This window comes from Streptomyces sp. NPDC096105 (assembly GCF_044763335.1).
Classification (GTDB): domain Bacteria; phylum Actinomycetota; class Actinomycetes; order Streptomycetales; family Streptomycetaceae; genus Streptomyces.
In genome coordinates this window covers 193,338-211,239 of sequence record NZ_JBIWGC010000009.1, presented here as the reverse complement: position 1 = coordinate 211,239, position 17,902 = coordinate 193,338, and the positions used below count along the sequence as shown (strand labels likewise).

The 17,902-nt window shown below is 71.2% G+C and carries 14 protein-coding genes; 4 read left to right on the top strand and 10 right to left on the bottom strand.

What is annotated here, in order from left to right; all coding sequences use genetic code 11:
- Positions 1 to 177: 177 nt before the first annotated feature.
- The gene (locus ACIQ8B_RS17140; RefSeq protein ID WP_290006654.1) at positions 178 to 1,674 is read right to left on the bottom strand and encodes a hypothetical protein; all 1,497 of its coding nucleotides are present in this window, start codon (positions 1,672 to 1,674) and stop codon (positions 178 to 180) included.
- A 447-nt stretch (positions 1,675 to 2,121) separates the two neighbouring features.
- On the opposite strand from ACIQ8B_RS17140, the gene ACIQ8B_RS17135 reads away from it, so the two are divergent.
- The gene (locus tag ACIQ8B_RS17135) at positions 2,122 to 2,787 is read left to right on the top strand and encodes a bifunctional DNA primase/polymerase (RefSeq protein ID WP_403547633.1); all 666 of its coding nucleotides are present in this window, start codon (positions 2,122 to 2,124) and stop codon (positions 2,785 to 2,787) included.
- 88 nt (positions 2,788 to 2,875) lie between these two features.
- Here ACIQ8B_RS17135 and ftsY read toward each other — a convergent pair whose 3' ends face one another.
- The 5 genes from ftsY to ACIQ8B_RS17110 form a co-directional block, all read right to left on the bottom strand.
- Entirely contained in the window at positions 2,876 to 4,078 is a 1,203-nt protein-coding gene (gene ftsY / locus ACIQ8B_RS17130) for a signal recognition particle-docking protein FtsY (RefSeq protein WP_403547631.1), read from the bottom strand.
- A 243-nt stretch (positions 4,079 to 4,321) separates the two neighbouring features.
- Complete coding sequence (locus tag ACIQ8B_RS17125; protein WP_403547629.1) at positions 4,322 to 5,740, bottom strand: sugar porter family MFS transporter; 1,419 nt, start codon at positions 5,738 to 5,740, stop codon at positions 4,322 to 4,324.
- A 204-nt stretch (positions 5,741 to 5,944) separates the two neighbouring features.
- Entirely contained in the window at positions 5,945 to 9,502 is a 3,558-nt protein-coding gene (gene smc / locus ACIQ8B_RS17120; protein ID WP_403547627.1) for a chromosome segregation protein SMC, read from the bottom strand.
- Between the two features lie 283 nt (positions 9,503 to 9,785).
- Positions 9,786 to 9,989 (bottom strand): hypothetical protein, encoded by a 204-nt coding sequence (locus tag ACIQ8B_RS17115; protein WP_150153121.1) that lies wholly within the window; start codon positions 9,987 to 9,989, stop codon positions 9,786 to 9,788.
- A gap of 377 nt (positions 9,990 to 10,366) precedes the next feature.
- Entirely contained in the window at positions 10,367 to 10,648 is a 282-nt protein-coding gene (locus tag ACIQ8B_RS17110; RefSeq protein WP_403547625.1) for an acylphosphatase, read from the bottom strand.
- 175 nt (positions 10,649 to 10,823) lie between these two features.
- On the opposite strand from ACIQ8B_RS17110, the gene ACIQ8B_RS17105 reads away from it, so the two are divergent.
- A complete protein-coding gene (locus ACIQ8B_RS17105; protein ID WP_403547623.1) occupies positions 10,824 to 12,164 on the top strand; it encodes a CAP domain-containing protein in 1,341 nt (446 codons plus the stop codon).
- A 20-nt stretch (positions 12,165 to 12,184) separates the two neighbouring features.
- Here the strand turns inward: ACIQ8B_RS17105 and ACIQ8B_RS17100 are convergent, their stop codons facing one another.
- The 4 genes from ACIQ8B_RS17100 to ACIQ8B_RS17085 are packed head-to-tail and all read right to left on the bottom strand — an operon-like array spanning position 12,185 to position 15,784.
- Positions 12,185 to 13,426 (bottom strand): tyrosine-type recombinase/integrase, encoded by a 1,242-nt coding sequence (locus tag ACIQ8B_RS17100; RefSeq protein ID WP_403547621.1) that lies wholly within the window; start codon positions 13,424 to 13,426, stop codon positions 12,185 to 12,187.
- Positions 13,426 to 13,620: a helix-turn-helix transcriptional regulator gene (locus ACIQ8B_RS17095; protein ID WP_391893993.1), complete on the bottom strand. Its 195-nt coding sequence runs from the start codon at positions 13,618 to 13,620 to the stop codon at positions 13,426 to 13,428. Before ACIQ8B_RS17095 ends, ACIQ8B_RS17100 begins: the two co-directional genes overlap by 1 nt.
- On the bottom strand, positions 13,617 to 14,984 hold the full coding sequence (gene repSA / locus ACIQ8B_RS17090; protein WP_403547618.1) for a replication initiator protein RepSA: 1,368 nt from the start codon (positions 14,982 to 14,984) through the stop codon (positions 13,617 to 13,619). The genes ACIQ8B_RS17095 and repSA overlap by 4 nt, the downstream gene beginning before the upstream one ends.
- A gap of 47 nt (positions 14,985 to 15,031) precedes the next feature.
- The gene (locus ACIQ8B_RS17085; RefSeq protein WP_403547616.1) at positions 15,032 to 15,784 is read right to left on the bottom strand and encodes a helix-turn-helix domain-containing protein; all 753 of its coding nucleotides are present in this window, start codon (positions 15,782 to 15,784) and stop codon (positions 15,032 to 15,034) included.
- A 201-nt stretch (positions 15,785 to 15,985) separates the two neighbouring features.
- Between ACIQ8B_RS17085 and ACIQ8B_RS17080 the strand changes: the two genes are divergently transcribed.
- Both ACIQ8B_RS17080 and ACIQ8B_RS17075 read left to right on the top strand, forming a co-directional pair.
- Complete coding sequence (locus ACIQ8B_RS17080) at positions 15,986 to 16,744, top strand: GntR family transcriptional regulator (protein ID WP_403547727.1); 759 nt, start codon at positions 15,986 to 15,988, stop codon at positions 16,742 to 16,744.
- Positions 16,741 to 17,301: an AAA family ATPase gene (locus ACIQ8B_RS17075; RefSeq protein ID WP_403547614.1), complete on the top strand. Its 561-nt coding sequence runs from the start codon at positions 16,741 to 16,743 to the stop codon at positions 17,299 to 17,301. The genes ACIQ8B_RS17080 and ACIQ8B_RS17075 overlap by 4 nt, the downstream gene beginning before the upstream one ends.
- Positions 17,302 to 17,902 lie beyond the last annotated feature (601 nt).

Sequence of the window (17,902 nt, the reverse complement as noted above, 5' to 3'; positions counted from 1 at the left end):
GGACCCGGGGCGCGTCGATCGTTGTCGTGGCGCGATCTCCGGTGTGCGGCGGTGAGCCGTGGCCGGGGAGACACACGGCCGGCCGCGGCCGGCCTTCCGAAATGACTGGCATGGGGGAGCCGAGTCGGGCGGTTCGGGAGGGCCGGCCGCGGCCGGGGTCCAGGGGTGTGCCGGTGGTCAGACCGCTTCGGCGGTCTCGGGCAGCTCGATCGCGAGCCGCTCGGTGAGTTCGACGACGTCGGCGAGGTCCCCGAAGTCGCGTACGGCGGTGTCGACGGTCTTTCGGATACGCGTGTTGACCCGCTCGGAACGGACCTTCTTGGCCGCCTTGATGGCCTGGGTGGCGAGAACCGCGCCCTGCTCGGGCTCGCGCTGGAGCAGGTGGACCGTGGCCATGCCGATCAGGTTGAGTGCGTAGGAGCGCTGGTGCTCGCCGCCCTCCTGGCCGAACAGCTCCACGGCCCGCTTCATCAGCGGCTCGGCGAGCGAGGCGTAGGTGGGGCTGCGGCCCGCGACGTAGGCGAGGTCGCGGAAGGAGTGGCTGTTCTCCGCGTACAGCTCGGCCTCGGAGAAGAAGCGGATCCAGTCGGGGTCCGGCTCGTCCCACTCGTCGGCCTCGGCGAAGGTGTCCTCGGCCATGCGGACGGCGCGTTTGCAGCGGCCGGGCTGCCCCATGTTGGCGTAGGCGCGGGCCTCCATCGCATACAGCATCGACTGGACGCGGGGGCCGGCGCAGTCCCGGCTGCCGTACTGCGCGAGGTGGATGAGCTCCAGGGCGTCCTCGGGCCGGCCGAGGTGGATCATCTGCCGGCTCATGTTGGACAGCACGTAGGAGCCGAGCGGCCGGTCGCCGGCCTCCTTGGCTGCGTGCAGGGCGAGCACGAAGTACTTCTGCGCGGTGGGCTGCAGCCCCACGTCGTACGACATCCAGCCCGCCAGCTCGGCGAGTTCGGCGGCGACCTTGAACAGCCGTTTGGTGGTGGTCTCCGGCTGGGGCTCCTGGAGGAGGTCGGTGACCTCGTGGAGCTGGCCGACGACGGCCTTGCGGCGCAGCCCGCCGCCGCACTGGGCGTCCCACTGCCGGAACATCACGGTGGTGGTCTCCAGCAGGTCCAGCTCCGGCTTGGACAGCCGGCCGCGGGCGCGTGCCGAGGAGGGCGCGACGTCCGGCTCGGGTGTGGGCAGCGGGCTGGACGGGGAGGGGACGAGCCAGCGCTGCATGGGCTCGATGAGGGACGGACCCGCGGAGAGGGCCAGCGAGCTGCCGAGGAAGCCGCGCCGCGCCAGCATGAGGTCGCTGCGCGAGAACTCGCTGAGCAGGGCCACGGTCTGCGGGCCCGTCCAGGGAAGGTCGACGCCGGTCGCGGAGGGTGCCGGGCGGGTGGTGCGCAGCCCCAGGTCCTCCACGGGGACGACGACGCCGAAGCGTTCGGAGAACAGCTCGGACAGGATGCGGGGGATCGGCTCGCGCGGGTTCTCCCCGTCCAGCCAGCGGCGGACGCGGGAGGTGTCGGTGGAGATGTGGTTGGCGCCCAACTGCCGTGCTCTGCGGTTCACTTGGCGGGCCAGCTCGCCCTTGGACCAGCCGCTGCGGACGAACCACGAGGTGAGCAGCTCGTTCGGGCGCTTCTCCGCACTCGCAGAACCCGTCCCGCCACCGCCGCTGCCGCTCACTGGAACGCCCCCATCCCTGAAGACCGCTTGCCGCCGAGTGCGCCAAGCCTTATCAGAATGCCGGTGATCGGGGCCGCCCGTCCGGCGGTTGCCACCCCTCGAACGGGAAGCCGAGTTGCCTCCGGCATACCCACGAGCGCGTGTGCCCCATCCAAACCGTGCACACACAGTAACCCTATGATCACCCGTCTCACCACGGCGGAACCGCAATCGCCACCATTCGCCACCCCTTCGAATGAACGCACCGTCGCCGTCCCGCGATTGACTTGACGCAGGACGGACAGGAGTGGACGCAGCGATGCGCCCGAGGGCGCGCGGTGACCGCCACACCATCCTGTGCACATCAAAGCGCCGGTTGATGCGGGTCGCGCCGGGAAGTCGGAAACAGAGAGTCACATACCGCGCCCGGTGCGTGACCACCGGTACGCCGGACCCGTTGGAGGGGGCATGGGCTTCACGATCGGTATCAGCCGGGGCATCCGTGACATCCGGTCCGGCTCGCGGCGGCGCGGTCGCTCCTCGGACGGCACGGTCGTGGCGGAGTACACGGGGCTGTGGGGCTGGGACGTGGCGCCCGGCGTCCGTGCCGTCGCCGGGGCCTGCTCCTGCGGCCGCACGGCCTGCCGGGCGCCGGGCGCCCACCCCCTGGAGCACGCCCCGGTGATCCGCGCGGGCGCGCCGCTGGACGAGGTGACCGCGCTCTGGTCGGAGTTCCCGGGCGCCTCGGTGCTGCTGCCCGTCGGCCGGGCGTTCGACGTGATCGAGGTGGCGGAGCCGGCCGGGTGTCACGCCCTGACGCGGCTGGAGCGGATGGGCCTGCCGGTCGGTCCGGTCGCCGCCACCCCGGACGGGCGGGCCCAGTTCTTCGTCGCCCCGGGCGCCGCCGAGGCCCTGCCCGACCTGCTGTACCGCATGGGCTGGGACGACCCGGCCGCCCTCGACCTGCGCGGCCTGGGACACGGTACGCACATCACGGCGCCGCCGTCGGACCGCGGCGGCCTCGGCCCGGTGCGCTGGCTGCGCTCCCCCGCCCTGGACTCCGCCGCCCGTCCGCCGGAGGCACGGCTGCTGCTCGGCACGCTGGCGTACGTGGCGCACCGGTCGGGCGCCTGACCCCTTCCGGTACGGCGAAGCGCCCGTCCCCCGATCGCTTTCGGGGGCGGGCGCTTCCTCGCGTACGGGGCCGGACGTCTCCGGGGTGTCACTCCCCCAGAAGGGCGTCCACGAAGGCTCCCGGCTCGAACGGCGCCAGGTCGTCCGCGCCCTCGCCGAGCCCGATCAGCTTGACCGGGACGCCCAGCTCGCGCTGGACGGAGATGACGATGCCGCCCTTGGCCGTGCCGTCGAGCTTGGTGAGCACGATGCCGGTGATGTCGACGACCTCGGCGAAGACCCGCGCCTGCACCAGACCGTTCTGGCCGGTGGTGGCGTCGAGCACCAGCAGCACCTCGTCCAGCGGGGCCTGCTTCTCCACGACCCGCTTGACCTTGCCGAGCTCGTCCATGAGGCCCGTCTTGGTGTGCAGCCGGCCGGCGGTGTCGATGAGCACCGCGTCGGCGCCCATCTCCTTGCCCTCCTTGACCGCGTCGAACGCGACGGAGGCCGGGTCGCCGCCCTCCGGGCCGCGCACGATGTGGGCGCCGACCCGCTCGCCCCAGGTCTGCAGCTGGTCGGCGGCGGCGGCCCGGAAGGTGTCGGCGGCGCCGAGGACGACGGTGTTGCCGTCGGCGACCAGGACGCGGGCGAGCTTGCCGGTGGTGGTGGTCTTGCCGGTGCCGTTGACGCCGACGACCATCACGACGCCGGGGCCGCCGGCCTGGTTCTCGGTGTGCACGGTGCGGTCCATCTGCGGGCCGACCAGCGTGATCAGCTCCTCGCGGAGCAGCCCGCGCAGTTCCTCGGGCGTACGGGTGCCGAGCACCTTGACCCGCTCGCGCAGCCGGTCGACCAGTTCCTGGGTGGGCTGGACGCCGACGTCGGCGGTGAGCAGGGTGTCCTCGATCTCCTCCCAGGTCTCCTCGTCCAGGTGCTCGCGAGAGAGCAGGGTGAGCAGGCCCTTGCCCAGGGCGTTCTGCGACCGCGACAGACGGGCGCGCAGCCGGACCAGGCGGCCGGCGGTGGGCTCCGGGATCTCGATCTCGGGAGCCTCGGCGGCGGGCGGTTCCTCGATGACGACGGGACCGGCGCCCGCCGGAAGATCAACCTCCTCGATGGTGCGCCGCGGTTCCTCCCGCGGCGTCTCGGCCTCTTCGCCGACGTGCGGCTCGGCCGGCGGGGCGGTGATGTCGGGCGCGGCGGGCGGCGGCGGGGGCAGCGGCTTCTTGCGCCGGCTCCCGACGATCAGCCCGCCGAGCGCGCCGAGCACGACCACGGCGATGACTACAGCAAGGATGACGATGTCCATAACCCGTCCAGTATCGGCCATGCTCCCCCCGGCGACCCCGCTCCCGACGCGCCCGCCTGAGACGCCCCGGAAGGGCGCGGGGAGCCGCGCGCTCACCCCCCGCCGGGCCGCACGGGCCCGGGAAGGACGCCACCGCCCCGGCTCGGGCGGACCGAACCGGGGCGGGTGGGGATGGCGCACACGAGGGGCAGGAGCAGCGGGGAGGTGACCCCCGCCCCTCGGGTCAAAGGGGGAAGAGGGGCGTCAGCCCATCTCCTCCAACCGCTTGCCCTTCGTCTCCTTCACGAACTTCAGCACGAACGGGATCGAGAGCGCCGCGAACACCGTGTAGATCACGTAGGTGACGGACAGGTTCCAGTCCGCCAGCGACGGGAAGCTCGCGGTGATCGCCCAGTTGGCGATCCACTGCGCGGCGGCGGCGACACCGAGGGCGGCGGCGCGGATCCGGTTCGGGAACATCTCGCCGAGCATGACCCACACGACCACACCCCACGACAGGGCGAAGAAGAGGACGAAGACGTGGGCCGCGATCAGGGCCACCCAGCCCTGCGTGGCGGGCAGCTGACCGTCGACGAGGTCCGAGGAGAACGCCCAGGCCTCCAGCGCGAGACCGATCACCATGCCGACCGAGCCGATGATGGCCAGCGGCCGGCGGCCGATGCGGTCGACGAAGAGCATCGCGATGACGGTGCCGACGATGTTGATGATCGACGTGGTGAACGAGTAGAAGAACGAGTCCGACGGGTCGACGCCGACCGACTGCCACAGCGTGGCCGAGTAGTAGAACGCGACGTTGATGCCGACGAACTGCTGGAACACCGACAGACCGATACCGATCCAGACGATCGGCTTGAAGAAGAAGCTGCCGCCGAGCAGGTCCTTGAAGCTGGACTTCTCCTCGCGCCGCATGCCGGTCTCGATCTCGGTGACGCGCGCGTCGAGGTCGGTCTCGCCGCCCTCGACCTCGGCGAGGATCTGCCGGGCGCGCTCGTGCTTGCCGACGGAGATCAGGTAGCGGGGCGACTCGGGGATGGCGAAGGAGAGCAGGCCGTAGAGGACGGCCGGGACGACCATGACGCCGAGCATGAGCTGCCAGGCCTCCAGGCCCAGCAGTTCGCCGCGCTGGTCCCCGTCCGCGGCGTTCAGGATGCCCCAGTTGACCAGCTGGGAGACGGCGATGCCGATGACGATCGCGGCCTGCTGGAAGGAGCCGAGACGGCCGCGGTAGGCGGGCGGGGCGACCTCGGCGATGTAGGCGGGGCCGATGACGGAGGCCATGCCGATGGCGAAGCCGCCGACCACGCGCCAGAAGGCGAGGTCGTACAGGGAGAACGGGAGCGCGGAGCCGACGGCGCTGACCGTGAAGAGGACCGCGGCGATCTGCATGCACCGGATGCGTCCGATGCGGTCGGCTATCCGGCCGGCGGTGGCGGCGCCGATCGCGCAGCCGATCAGCGCGATGGCGATGACCTGGGCGAGCGCGGCGGAGCCGATGTCGTAGCGGTCGCGGATGGCCTCGACGGCGCCGTTGATCACGGAGCTGTCGTAGCCGAAGAGGAAGCCGCCCATGGCGGCGGCAGCGGCGATGAAGATGACATGCCCGAGATGTTCGGGATGAGCCGTCCGGGCTCCTGACGCTTGTGCCTGCGCGGTGCTGGTCACGTGTACTCCTCGGGCCACCGGCAACGTCGCCGGATGGGGGTCAGCCCTTCATGGTTTCCGCCGTAGGCACATGAAGGTAAAAACAACATGGCAGAGACTATGCCTTCAATTCTTGAAGTCAATAGGTCCTTGGATGTGAGTTTCGAGACGCAGGAGCCCAGACAATGCCTACGGGTGTTCACATCTTGAAGATCTTGCGCCGCTTCAGCGCAGACGCTGACTGATGACCTTGGACACGCCGTCGCCCTGCATGGAGACGCCGTACAGCACGTCGGCGACCTCCATGGTGCGCTTCTGGTGCGTGATCACGATCAGCTGCGAGGCCTCCTGCAGCTCCTGCATGATCCGGATCAGCCGCTGGAGATTGGTGTCGTCGAGCGCGGCCTCGACCTCGTCCATCACGTAGAACGGGCTGGGCCGCGCCTTGAAGATCGACACGAGCAGCGCCACGGCGGTCAGCGACCGCTCGCCGCCCGAGAGCAGCGACAGCCGCTTGACCTTCTTGCCCGGCGGACGCGCCTCGACGTCCACGCCCGTGGTGAGCATGTTGTCGGGGTCGGTCAGCACCAGGCGCCCCTCCCCGCCCGGGAAGAGCCGGGAGAAGACGCCCTCGAACTCACGGGCGGTGTCCCGGTAGGCCTCGGTGAAGACCTGCTCGACGCGTTCGTCGACCTCCTTGACGACCTGGAGCAGGTCCGCGCGGGTCTTCTTCAGATCCTCCAGCTGCTCGCTGAGGAACTGGTGGCGTTCCTCCAGCGCCGCGAACTCCTCCAGGGCGAGCGGGTTCACCTTGCCGAGCTGCTGGTAGGCGCGCTCGGCCGTCTTCAGGCGCTTCTCCTGCTCGGCCCGCACGAAGGGGCGGGGCCGGTTGCGCGGGTGCTCCGGGTCCTCCGGCAGCTCTTCGCCCTCGGCGGGGGGCGAGGGCGGCACGAGCTGGTGCGGGCCGTACTCCGCGACCAGCCCGGCCGGTTCGACACCCAGTTCCTCCAGCGCCTTCGCCTCCAGCTGCTCCATCCGCAGCCGTTTCTCGGCGCCGAGTACCTCGCCGCGGTGGACCGAATCCGTCAACTTGTCGAGTTCCGCCTTGAGATCGCGACCCTCGGTGCGGGCGCGGGCGAGTTCCTCCTCGCGTCGGGCCTTGGCGGCCTCGGCCGCGGTGCGCTCCTCGGCGGCGCGGGCCAGGGACACCTCGACGTGCGCGAGGAGCTGGCGGGCGCCCGCGGCGACGGCGGCGGCGACTCCCGCCTCGTGACGCAGCCGGGCGCGACGCTGTTCGGCACGCGCGCGTGCCTCGCGTTCCGCGCGGGCGGCCCGGTCCAGGGAGTCGGCCCGGCCGGCCAGCCCCTTGACCCGTTCCTCGTGCGTACGGACCTGGAGGCGGGCCTCCATCTCGGTCTGGCGGGCGTTGGCCCCGTCGGCGGCGAGCCGGTCGCGCACGGAGGTGTCGGGCTCCTCCTCGAACGGCATCTCCTCGGCCGCCTCGAGCCGCTCGGCGAGTTCCTCCACGTCGGCGAGCGCCTTGTCGAACGCCTCCTGGGCCCGTTCGGCGGCGGCCCCGGCGCGTTCGGCCTCGCCGGCGGCGCCGCGTGCCTGCCCGGCGAGCCGGCCGAGCTGCTGGGCGACGGCGGACTTCTCCCGGTCGGCGGCCCGGCGCCGCTCCCCCAGTTCCTCGACGAGGGCCGCGCACTCCCGGCGCCGGGCGGCCGCCGCCTCCTGCGCCTCGGCCAGCTCCTCGCAGCGCACCGCGAGTTCCTCCAGCTCGGCGGCGGCCTCGTCGACGGACGCCTGCACCTCCAGCAGGCTGGGGGCGCCGGCCGAACCGCCGTGCGCGAAGTGGCCGCCCAGCAGGTCGCCCTCGGTGGTGACGGCGGTGAGGCCGGGCCGGGCGTGGACGAGTTCCTCGGCGTCCTCGAGGGTGCTGACGACGACGACGCCGTGCAGCAGGCGCCGCACGGCGGGCAGGAGATCGGCGGGCCCGTCGACCAGGCCGGCGGCGTGCCGGCCCACGGGGAGCGGGTCCAGCTCGTCGGGCGCGGGTTCCGGGGCGCCGGCCAGGAGGAGTGCGGCGCGGCCCGCGTCCTGCTTGCGCAGCAGCCGGATGGCATCGGCCGCCGCGGACGGCGAGGCGACCGCCAGGGCATCGGCGGCCGCGCCGAACGCGGCGGCCAGGGCGGCCTCGTGGCCGGGGGTGACGGTCAGCAGTTCCGCGGCCGGTCCGAGCAGTCCGCCCAGGCGGTCCTTCGCCTCCAGCAGTGCCCCGGTGCCGTCCTTGCGGCGCAGGCCGAGCGCCAGCGCCTCGTGGCGTGCCTGGGTCGCGGCGCGTTTCCGTTCCGCGGCGGTGACCGCCTCGCGGGCGGCGGTGAGGGCGGCCTCGGCCTCGGCGAGCCGGCGCTTGGCGTCCTCGTGCCGCTCGGCGAGTTCCGCGTCGCCCGCGTCGAGGCCGTCGACCTCCGCCTGGAGGGTCTCGTACTCCTCCTGGGCGGCCACGGCGCGCTGCTGTGCCTCGTCACGGGCGGCGGCGAGCCGTTCGATCTCGGCCTGGGCCGCGGCGGCGCGGGAACGGGCGGCGCCCACCTGGCCCTTGAGCCGGGCGAGTCCTTCGCGCCGGTCGGCGATGGCCCGCGCGACGTCCTTCAGACGGCGTTCCTCCTGGGCCAGTTCGCGCTCCAGTTCGGCGCGGTGGGCGACGGTGTCCTCCAGCGCGCGTTCGGCCGCCTCCAGGGCGGCCTCCAGTTCGGCCTCCTGCTCGCGGATGCGGGCGGCCTCGCGCTCCATGTCCTCGGGGTCCCGGCCGCGCCGCTCCTCGGGGGGTGCGGAGGTGGCGCTCTGCACGCGCGCGTCGGCGAGGGAGACGGTGCCGCGCACCCGTTCGGCGAGTTGGGAGAGTTCGTACCAGGTCTGCTGGGCGTTCCGCAGCCGCGGGGTGAGGCGGCGCACCTCGTCCTCCAGGAGCGCCTCGCGCTGGAGGGCCTTCCTCAGCTCGGCCTCGGCGGCCTCCTTGCGCTGCTTGAGGGCGGCCTCGTCGGCGATCTCGGCCTGGAGCGCCTCACGCAGCTTCACGAGGTCGTCGGCGAGGAGGCGCAGGCGGGCGTCGCGCAGGTCGGCCTGGATGACGGCGGCCCTGCGGGCGACGGCGGCCTGGCGGCCGAGGGGCTTGAGCTGGCGGCGGAGTTCGTCGGTGAGGTCCTGCACGCGCGCGAGGTTGGCCTGCATCGCGTCCAGCTTGCGCAGCGCCTTCTCCTTGCGCTTGCGGTGCTTGAGGACGCCGGCCGCCTCCTCGATGAAGGCGCGGCGGCCCGTCGGGTCGGCGTGCAGGACGGAGTCGAGCTGGCCCTGACCGACGATGACGTGCATCTCGCGGCCGATGCCGGAGTCGGAGAGCAGGTCCTGGATGTCCAGGAGACGGCAGGTGTCGCCGTTGATCTGGTACTCGCTGCCGCCGTTGCGGAACATGGTCCGCGTGATGGTGACCTCGGAGTACTCGATGGGGAGGGCGCCGTCGGAGTTGTCGATGGTCAGGGACACCTCGGCGCGGCCCAGCGGGGGGCGCCCGGTGGTGCCGGCGAAGATGACGTCCTCCATCTTGCCGCCGCGCAGCGATTTGGCGCCCTGCTCGCCCATGACCCAGCTGAGCGCGTCCACCACGTTGGACTTGCCCGAACCGTTCGGACCGACGACGCAGGTGATCCCCGGTTCGAACCGGAGGGTGGTCGCGGAGGCGAACGATTTGAAGCCGCGGAGGGTCAGGGCCTTGAGGTGCACGCCGCCGGACTCTACCCGCCGGGCATGTCTCACTCCATGAGCGCGCGGTTTCGCGGGTGAACGGGCAGGGCATGCCAGACGTTGAGAAGGTGAAAGGGTGCGCGGGACAGAGAGTGCGCGGCGCGGGGTCGCGGGGTTCACCGCGTGGAGGCAGACTCAGGGGTCCGGGACGCGGAGGGGCGAAGAAAGAAGGGACGCCGGAGCGTCCCTTGCAGTTCCGACTGCCTGGCGGTGGTGACGGGCGAGCCCGACCACTGCGTGCTGTGCGTGGAGCGTGCAGTGATCAGGTGAGCGCAGGCTCCGCCTGGTGTGCGTCAACGCTCTCCGTGATCCTGTCGTGAGAAGCGGCAGCCTTCAGGGCGTCCTTCTCGGCCTGGATCCGCACGAGCTCGGATTCCAGGTCCTGGACGCGCTGCTGGAGCCGTCGCATCTCGGCGAGGAGTCGAGGGTCGGAGCCGCCGACGTAACCGAGAAGCGCCTTTGCCATGATGGATGGTCCTCCACAATGAGTGACCGACCGATGCGGTGTGGGTCGTGAGGGATGAGCACCCGCGATGCTTGGCAGGCCTGGAGTTGTACTGCCGTTCAGCCATGCCAAACAGCTAAGGTGCGCGGGGCTTTCAGCGTCTCACCAAAAAGTTTGAGGGTCAACACGATCACGCCCCGTATCGGGGGACAACCGGGCGCATACGGCCGGACGGCGGCGGCGTCGCGATCTTCGCGGGTCCTCGGGGCGTGACGGTCATCTTGGCGGGCGCGGTGGCCGTCGGCAAGCGGTTCGCCCCGATCACCAGGACTTTTTTACTCTCGGACGGCTCACGGCGAGGGCACGTGGCCGCTGACACGGCGGGCGGGCGGGCTCCGTCAGCGGATCGCGAAGCCGTCGTAGCCGCCGCGGGGTGTGTCCCAGATCTCGGTCACTCCGTCCACGCGCCCGGGCGTGTCGCCGGCCTGGAGCCACTCCAGCAGCCGCTCGCAGCGGTCGCGGGCACCCTCGGCGACCACCTGCACCCTGCCGTCGCCGAGATTCAGGGCGAAGCCCCGCAGTCCGCCGACCTCCAGGGCCTTGGCCCGGGTGAACCAGCGGAAGCCCACGCCCTGGACGTGTCCGCGGACCCAGGCGACCAGTCGCACATCCTCACTCATGCCTGCAACCTAACCGGACAAAGTCACACCAGGCACTTCGCCCCCTTGCGCCATGCGGTAGCGTCCCCACCCATGAATCTCATATGAAACTCACTCGTTCGTGTGAGTTTTGTGATCGTCGATTTTCGGGCTGGTCGCGAGACGCGCCGACCGCCAGGACGAGGAAGGCCAGGACATGGGACGCCACCGACGCTCCGACGCCGGCCGCGCCGCCACGAGCCGTGCCGCCGGGGCCACCCGCCGCGACGGCTCCTCCGGTGAAGGCCTGGACCCGCGAGGCGCCGCGCCCGACGGCCCGCCCACGATGGGCACGGCGCCGTACCTGAACCCGGAGGCCTACGCGGAGACGTACGCCCGCACCGCGGCGTACCTGTACGCGACGGACGACACCGCGGCGCCCTCCGGCCGCACCGGCTCGGGCGGTTTCCCGGGCAGCGCGCCCGGCCCCGCTCCGGCCGCGTACGGCTACGCCGCGGACACCCTCGCGGCCCCCACCGTCCCGGGTCCGCGCACCGCCGCGTACGACTTCACGGATCACTCCTTCTCCGGTGACCCGGTCCCGGAGTGGGACGTGACGCCCCGGCCGCGCCCCCGCCCCACCCGTACCGCCGTGACCTCGTCGGTCGGCGCGGACGACCGGCCCGGGAGCGGGAGCGGGCGCCGGCGCAAGAAGAGGAAGCCCGCGACGCCGGTCCGCACCGGGCTGCTCGGGGTCTCCGCCGCCGTGGCCCTCGGCACGGTCGCCGTGGCCACCGGCACGGTGCCGGGCCTGGAGAACTACAAGCTCGGCGGCGACCGCGGCCCCAGTGACAACGTGCAGGCCGACGGCGGTGTGGCGACCAACCTGCCGACCGAGCAGGGCGGCACGTCCGGCCCCGCCGAGACGCCGAGCCGCGACGGGTCCGCCCCCGCGAGCCGTGACGGCGGACGCTCGGTGTCCCCGACGCCGTCCGCGTCGCCGTCCACCTCGACCGCTCCGACGAAGGCGCCCGAGAAGGAGAGGACCCCGGAGAGGACCCCGGAGAGGACGGAGTCCGCCGCGGCCCCGGAGAAGACCGAGAGGAAGGCGCCGGCCCGCAAGGCGACGCCGGAGCCGGAGCGGACGGCGGGCGACAGGGGCCAGGGCCAGTTCTCGGTCGAGGCGGCGGCCGGCGCCGAGGTGCTGCGGCTGGTCAACGCCGAGCGGGCCAAGGCCGGCTGCAGCCCGGTCACCGCGGACAGCGCGCTGACCGCACTGGCGACGGCCTTCAGCAACGACATGGCCAAGCGCGGCTTCTTCGACCACACCGACCCCGACGGCGACACCCCGTGGGACCGGGCCCAGGCGGCCGGCATAAGCAACCTCGGCGGCGAGAACATCGCCCGCGGCCAGGGCGACGCCGAAGCCGTCATGGAGGCCTGGATGAACAGCCCCGGCCACAAGGCGAACATCCTGAACTGCGACTTCAAGACCCTGGGCGTCGGCGTCCACATGGGCCCGGGCGGGCCTTGGTGGACGCAGAACTTCGGCTACTGAGATAACCGCAGGTCAGAGACCTAATCCTGTCCCTGGGCCGTGCCGGGGCCGTCTTCCGCAGGTTCCTCGTCCTGGAAGACGCGGTCCACGGCGGCCCGGGTCCGGGTCTCACTGGACGGCATCAGGTGCGTGTACGTCCGCAGCGTGAAGCCGGGGTCATGGTGGCCCAGGTACTCACTGAGCGCCTTGATGCTCTCCCCCGCGTCCAGGAGCACCGAGGCGTAGAAGTGCCTCAGCGCGTGCATGCCGTTGTCCCGCCTGTTCTCCACGCCCGCGGCCCGAAGCGCCGGCCGCCACACGCGATCGTTGAAGCGGTTCCGGTCGAGGGCCAAGCCCATGGAACCGGTGAAGAGCAGCGCCGCCGTGACTAGAGGACCGTCGAGCGTCTTCCACGGCAAGGTGACCTCCACGGCCGGGTGACGCTTCAGGTGCGCGGCCAGAGCGAAGGCCACCGACTCGGGCAGAGGCACGTCACGCTCCTTGCCGCCCTTGGGCGGAGCGAACACCGGCCGGTGACGTTGCAGGAGCTTGACCTGCCGGACCACGTGCACCACTCCCCCGAGGAAGTCCACGTCTTCTACGGCCAGGCCGAAGACCTCACCCTGTCGCAGGCCGCACCCGGCGGCGACGTTCACGAGAGCCCGGTAGTTCTCCGGTAAGGCCGCGCGAACCGCCATGACCCGTTCGGCAGGCCAGGGCTTGACCTTGCGAGGTTCGAGGCGAGGAGCCCGCACGGACCGGGCACTGCACGGATTCGTGCGGATGATCCGGTCCTCCACCGCAGCCGTGAAGACCGTAGAGACGTGCGCGAAGATCCCTCGCCGGTATCCGGCCGACAGCCCACGGTCCTCCAGGGTGCGCAGCCACAGCCGGAGATGGGACGGCGTGAAGGAGCCCATCGGCCGCGTGCCCAGGTGAGGGATCGCGTGGAGCCGCAACCGGCTCTCGACGGACTCCCGCGTCAGAGGGTCCGTGATCTGCGTGGTCATCCACTCCGTGGCGTACTGCTCGAACGTGACCTTGCCAGCGTCCGGACTGACGTAGTCGCCGCGCGACATGTCCGCCTCGATGTTGGCGAGCCACTGTTCCGCCTTGCGCTTCTGCTTGTCCGGGAAGCTCTTGGACTTCTCCGAGCCGTCCGGCCCGATGTACCGGGCGCGGTAGCGCAGGCCGACGCCGAAGCGGTCGGTCTTGACCCTCACGGGCTTGCCATCCGGCCCCGGCTCGGTCTTGTACCAGCGGTCCTGGATGTGTCCGGCCATCAGGCGGCCCCTTCCATCAGAGACTCGACCCAGGCGCGGACGTCTTCGGGGTCGAAGCGGAGATGCCGGCCGACGCGGAAGCCGCGGGGACCGGTGCCCTTGCGCCGCCACTGGTAGACGGTCTCGACCGGCACGCCGAGCAGGTCGGCGACGTCGATCGGGGTCAGGTAGCGGGACGGCAGCGAACGCTTCATGCGGACACCTCCCAGTCGTCCAGGTCTGCCAAGGCTTCGCGTGCTGTCTCGCGGTTCAGCCGGATGTCCCGGGCAATCGAGGCGGCCAGCCAAGACTCACCGGGGGTGTGGCCCTGTCCGGCGTAGGTCCAGTGGGCGAGCACGAGCGTGGAGCCCTCTGCGTCGTCCAGGTCCTCGGAGAACCCGCGCTCGCGGCGCTCCTGCCGGGCCCGGTAGTCGGCGCGCGCCTGGCGGAGCGTGCCGAGGGTGGTGGAGTAGTGGCGGGACTTGGTGGAGAAGTGGCCGCGGAAACCGAGCATGTGCGCCCAGCGCCACAGCAGCCGGTCCGGATAGGCGTCGTCCAGGTCCCGGCAGGCTTCGATGAGCCGCCGGGTGTGTGCGGGCAGCGCCAGGCGGTCGAGTTCGGCCAGTTCCCCGATGCGGCGGTCCACGGTGCCGGTGGTCTCGGCCGCCTTGGTGGCGTACTTGGCCACGTAGGAGGCCACGGCCTGTTCGGTCAGCTCCTCCTGTCCCAGCGCCCCGATGGGCTGCACGTCGACCTGCGAGCCCCACCGCAGGGTGCGCGCGGGGAAGTCACCGGAGGCGGGTACCGGTACGGCGACCCGAGCGGCGGCCGCATGGATCGCCGCCTCGAGGAGAGCGACGGTGGCCCAGGCCGGCGGGACGGTGCTGGGGCCGTCGGGGCCGTCGAGGCGCACCACGGCGTGGAAGTGGACCGAGCCGCGTTTCTGGAACTCGGCGACCTTGCCGAAGGAGACCCGGCACACCTCTCGCAGCGCGGTTTGGGTGATGCCCGCACGGGTGGCGATCTCTCTGCGCAGGTAGATGGTGAAGCGCCGCCACAGGTCACCCGCGTGGTTGTTCCACAGCACCGCCCCGGCATAGTCGTAGGACTCAGGGTCAAGCGCCGTCCCGAGCGCGGGATCGCCCTCGGTGTGGGAGCTCCCGCAGCGGCAGCGGCCGGAGTCGGGCCGGTTGTGGACCGGGCCGAACGAAGGAGCGGTGAGGGTGGCGAAGACGCGGGGGTGATCCCGCACGGTGGCGGGCACGTCCTTGCGTTCGTCGCCCGTGATCCCGGCCCGGATCAGGTGATAGGTGTCACCCGCGTAGGTCCAGGCGCAGGCCGGGCAGCGCGAGGCACGGCGGTTGCCGCAGGCCACCCGGAGACGCCCGCCCGGCTCCTGCTCGGTCGAGTAGGAGTACAGGACGTCGCCGGTCTTGGTGTCACGGGTGACCGTCGAGCCTTGCAGGTGGATGGGGTTGGCGCAGCCGCCCGTGCGGCGGATCTGCTCGCGCCAGCGGTCGAAGCCGGGGGTATTGGCGACCCGGAGCAGGTCGGCCAGGGTCAGGGGGTCGGTGCCCACAGAGGCCGCAGCATCGGCTACGGCCTCGGGGGCGACGGGGAAGATCGTCACGCGGCCACCGCCCGCAGGTGCGAGGAGGCGGGCCGGGTGGGGGTGGCGGTGGCGAAGAGGTGATCGAGGGTGGCGAGGTAGCCGCCGACCATCGGGGCCGAACCCAGCCGCCGCAGGTGCAGCACCGGAGCCAGCGCCGGGGTCAGCCCGTCGATCGGCGTGGTGACCAACAGGTCATCGTCCGCGCGCATCACGTCGGCCCGCAGACCGGGATGGGTGGCCAGCCGCAGGCCGGGGACAGACAGCAGCGAAGGGAAGACATCGTCCAACCCGGTGACCGGCCCGGCCGGGTCCTCGGGAGTAACGATGCGCACCCGCACCCCGGCGGCGCTCTTGTCGGCCAGCAGCGCAGGCAGGTCCCATACCGCATCGGCCAGGAACAGCAGGTTCGCCACCGCCAGGTCGATCACCGAGGTGGCACCGGCCAGGGTGGAGCGCCACAGGCCATAGGGGACCGTGCTGCGCATTGGGTAGCAGGCGACCACCTCATCCTGAGCCGTCGGCGTCGAGCGGTGCCGCTCACCGAGCTTGGGCCACAGGTGGTAGGCGTCCGCCCTCAGGAACTTGGCGGCAGCCTCCGCGTTACGGGCGTGCGGGGTCCGGCCGGTGCTCAGCCAGCGCTCCACCGACTTGGAGTCGATGCCCAAGTGATCGGCCAGGCCCTCGATGGTCACGTTCGCGGCGACCATGGCCCCGCGTAACCGCTCATTGCCCGTGGTGGAGTGCGAAGAGGTCAGCGTCGCAGGCATGATGGAGCTTCCCTTCGTGGGAACCCAGGGGCGGCGGATCTTCTTGGCGGTTGAGCGTCGCCCCTGGTCAGGCGTAATGGTGCCAGGGCACACCCACCAACCGAACCAGCCGGTGGGCACATCCCTAAGGTTCCCTAGGGCACCCTAGGGTGTCAAGCGGTATGCTAGGGAACCGACTTGTACATCAAGGGAGTTGACGAGATGTCGGACCAAGCCGACAACCGGGCGCCGTACGCGCAGATTGCCGCCCACTACGCGGAGCTAATCGCGTCCGGCGAGCTTCCGCCGGGCTCACTCCTGCCGAGCATCAAGAACCTCTCGCAGGAGTGGAACGTCAGCACCGCGACCGCCGAGAAGGCGTTGAGGACGCTGCGGAATGAGGGCCTGGTCCGAGGCATCCACGGGATCGGAACAGAAGTGTTGGACCGTCCCGCTCCTATGTCCTCCGGGGCTCAGCGCCAGGACCGAGGACACCGGACCGGCTCCAGCTGGGGATCCGGTGAACGGTCCGACTCCCACCAGGCCGCAGTGGTGCCGGCGCCCGCTGACGTGGCGCAGGCCCTAGACCTCAAGCCCGGCTCGGACGTAATCAAGCGCTGTCGCGTGTACCGCGATCGGCACGGCATCGTGGCCCACTCAACTTCTTGGATCCCCGCTCAGTACGGCAGGCTGATTCCGCAGCTGACCAAGAGCGAGCGCCTGACGGGTGGCACTTCACTCCAGCTCATCGCCAAGGCCACCGGTCGACCGATCACCCAGCGCATCGACACCGCGTCCGCGCGACTGCTGACGCCGGGGGACGCCGAGCTGCTGGAGCTGGACTCCTCGAACCCACCCACAGAGCCAGTGGTCGTGATGACGGCGAAGTTCGTCGACAGCGAGGGCAACGTCGTGGAGTACGGCGTCGACCTTGGAGGCCCCGGCCGCACGTGGCGAACCGAATCGGAAGTGGCTCAGTGACAGACGCCAACCTCGCCCGCCAGCCGTACTGCGTCCTCATGGTGGGACTTCCTGGCTCAGGCAAGACGACGCTGGCACGCGCCCTTACAGCCCGCGGCTTCCTCAGGCTGTGCCCCGACGAGGAGATGTACCGGCGTCACGGTGTCTACGGCGTCGACTTCCCACGGGGGACCTTCCCCATCCTTGAGCGTCCGATCCTCGAAGAGACCGCAGTGGAGCTACGTGAACAGCTCCAGGCCGGGCACGACGTAGTGGTCGATCACGGCTTCTGGACTCCAGACGAGCGTGCTCGGTGGCGGTCGATCGCGGACGACTCTGGGGCAGCCACGGTGCTGGTCTACTTGGAGGCGAGTCACGAAGAGCTCTGGTCGCGTGTGAGCCAGCGAAACGCCCGCCACCAAGCCGATCCGAACTCGATCTACTTCTCTGAGAGCGACCTGATCCGCTACCGAACCCGGTTCGTGCCCCCCGAGTCAGACGAGCCTCATCTGATCTACAACGGCGACCCAGAATCGGTGCTGAAAGCACTGGAAGAAGACGCAACGCCACAGCCATGAGCACGAAGGCCGGGCGACCCTAGTTACAGGTTTCTCTACCTCATCAAGCACCCGTCGTCGCTTCGCTCCTCCGGGCGGGCGCGGGCGGCCGGCGGCGCCCGCGCTCATGTCTCCGCCCCGCTCGGCACCGCCGGCCGCCCGCGCCCGCCCAAGAGGCAGGCACACGGGCATGAGGTCAGAACCCGTCGTGGCTGGGGCGGTCGGCTCCACGGCTTTAGGCAGCCACTTTGGGGCGAGCCTCTAAGATCATGGCCCCAACGTCGTGCTTTACCGGGCAGGTCCACAGACTGCCCGACGCGCCGGAAGCTTACGGGGCCATGATCACTCGCCCCAAAGCAGCTCCAGCCCAAAGCCGCTCCACCGACCTTCGTGGGGCCCATCTCACCCAGATACGCAAGGCGCCGCTGCTGAAGGTTCCGGTGCGATGCCAAAAGCCCGTCTCGCAGCAGCAGCCATGGTGCCCACCGCTCGCCGTCTGGCTCGCCCTGCTTCCGTCACCTCATCAGCTGAAGCGGCCCCCCGACGATGCGCGGACACAATCTCCAGCTCGCTGGCGAGGCTCCACCGGGCCTCCGAGGACGCCCTGATCACGTTTTCGGAG

Excerpts from the sequence above, each read along its gene's own strand:
- ACIQ8B_RS17100 (WP_403547621.1), bottom strand. The coding sequence starts at position 13,426 with ATGGCCGGACACATCCAGGACCGCTGGTACAAGACCGAGCCGGGGCCG.
- ftsY (WP_403547631.1), bottom strand. The coding sequence starts at position 4,078 with ATGGACATCGTCATCCTTGCTGTAGTCATCGCCGTGGTCGTGCTCGGC.
- ACIQ8B_RS17095 (WP_391893993.1), bottom strand. The coding sequence starts at position 13,620 with ATGAAGCGTTCGCTGCCGTCCCGCTACCTGACCCCGATCGACGTCGCC.
- ACIQ8B_RS17115 (WP_150153121.1), bottom strand. The coding sequence starts at position 9,989 with ATGGCAAAGGCGCTTCTCGGTTACGTCGGCGGCTCCGACCCTCGACTC.
- ACIQ8B_RS17085 (WP_403547616.1), bottom strand. The coding sequence starts at position 15,784 with ATGCCTGCGACGCTGACCTCTTCGCACTCCACCACGGGCAATGAGCGG.
- ACIQ8B_RS17135 (WP_403547633.1), top strand. The coding sequence starts at position 2,122 with ATGGGCTTCACGATCGGTATCAGCCGGGGCATCCGTGACATCCGGTCC.
- ACIQ8B_RS17110 (WP_403547625.1), bottom strand. The coding sequence starts at position 10,648 with ATGAGTGAGGATGTGCGACTGGTCGCCTGGGTCCGCGGACACGTCCAG.
- ACIQ8B_RS17105 (WP_403547623.1), top strand. The coding sequence starts at position 10,824 with ATGGGACGCCACCGACGCTCCGACGCCGGCCGCGCCGCCACGAGCCGT.
- ACIQ8B_RS17080 (WP_403547727.1), top strand. The coding sequence starts at position 15,986 with ATGTCGGACCAAGCCGACAACCGGGCGCCGTACGCGCAGATTGCCGCC.